Source organism: Mycoplasma collis ATCC 35278 (genome assembly GCF_000701825.1).
Classification (GTDB): Bacteria; Bacillota_I; Bacilli_A; order Mycoplasmatales; family Metamycoplasmataceae; genus Mesomycoplasma_A; species Mesomycoplasma_A collis.
This window is the reverse complement of the sequence record NZ_JNJY01000040.1, coordinates 1-1,224: the sequence shown is the minus strand read 5'-3', so window position 1 is coordinate 1,224 and position 1,224 is coordinate 1. Positions and strand designations below refer to the sequence as shown.

General features: G+C 24.7%; 1 protein-coding gene. It reads right to left on the bottom strand.

Translation table 4 applies throughout. The annotated features are described in order from the left end of the window. Nucleotides 1-1,224 (bottom strand): S8 family serine peptidase (locus T403_RS0103950; RefSeq protein WP_033161522.1); only part of this gene is annotated, 1,224 nt, incomplete at both ends.

Here is a 1,224-nt window from a genome sequence, read left to right as displayed (position 1 = left end):
TGGTCATTCTTTGTCAAATTCATTTTTAAAGTTTCATGCTAAAGCAGCTTTTAATTTTTGTCCTTTTTTTAAATAAACTTTATGTGTAGTTATATCTTCTTGATTTTCAGCTACATAGCTATCACCTTTTAATTTTATATAATTTAAAGATTCTAAAGCCCTTTCAAAATTATCAACATTTAATAATCCAGCGCCTATTTTAGAATTAATAGTATCGTTATGTGTAGCGGAACTAGATAAAGCGGAAAGGGAAATAATACTATCAAGCCCTTTATCATAAATATATGATTTTTTATTCATATAACTAGCTAAAACAGAAGCTACAACTGGCGAAGAATAACTTGTCCCTCCGTTATAATGTATTCCTGAGTATTTTTTTTCTTTTTTATCATATACATCATATTTATCAAAAATACCGGGTGGAGCAATTAATGTAACTTCTTTAGTATTGTTTAATGAACCGTATGAACTATAATCAGCTTTTTCAAAATAATTAATAGCATCACTAGCACCGACAACTACTGAATTATATGAAAGTTTGTGTTGTTGCAACATTGAAAGACTTCTATCATTTTTATCTCCATTATTTCCCGCTGAAGTTACAAATGTTACTTCATTTTCAAAATTGTTAGATAATTTATCAAAATAATCGGCATAACCATTATAATTATTGTTAATTCCAAAACCATAACTAATATTTATAACTTTTACACCATTTGAAATTAATCATTCAATTTCTTGTTCTATTCCATTTCATAAAAAAATTTTTATCCCATAAAGGTTTATATTTTTATTAACCCCATTATAACCACCCGCTATTGACGCTACATCTGTTGCATGTTCTCCAAAAACATCATTAGCAGCTAAGAATCTACTTTTATTTGTAATTAAATTTGTATTGAATAAATTTGAATTTAAACTAATTTTCCCGTTATCCAATATACCTAATTTAATTCTTTGATTACCTGATGAAAGATAATCGATTTTTTTATCAGTTAAACCTATATGATTAAAATTTTTTTTTCGTTCCCTACCAATATATGTATATTCATATCTATCGGTATCATTTTCATTCGCCAAAATTTCTTCTTTTTTAGAATTATCATTTTTACTTATTATTTTAAAATTGTAAAAATCTTTATTATTTTCAAATATTTTTTTTAAATTATTTGTTATATACTTTTCTCAATTGTTATAAAAATTTATAAAAACATAATTAGTATA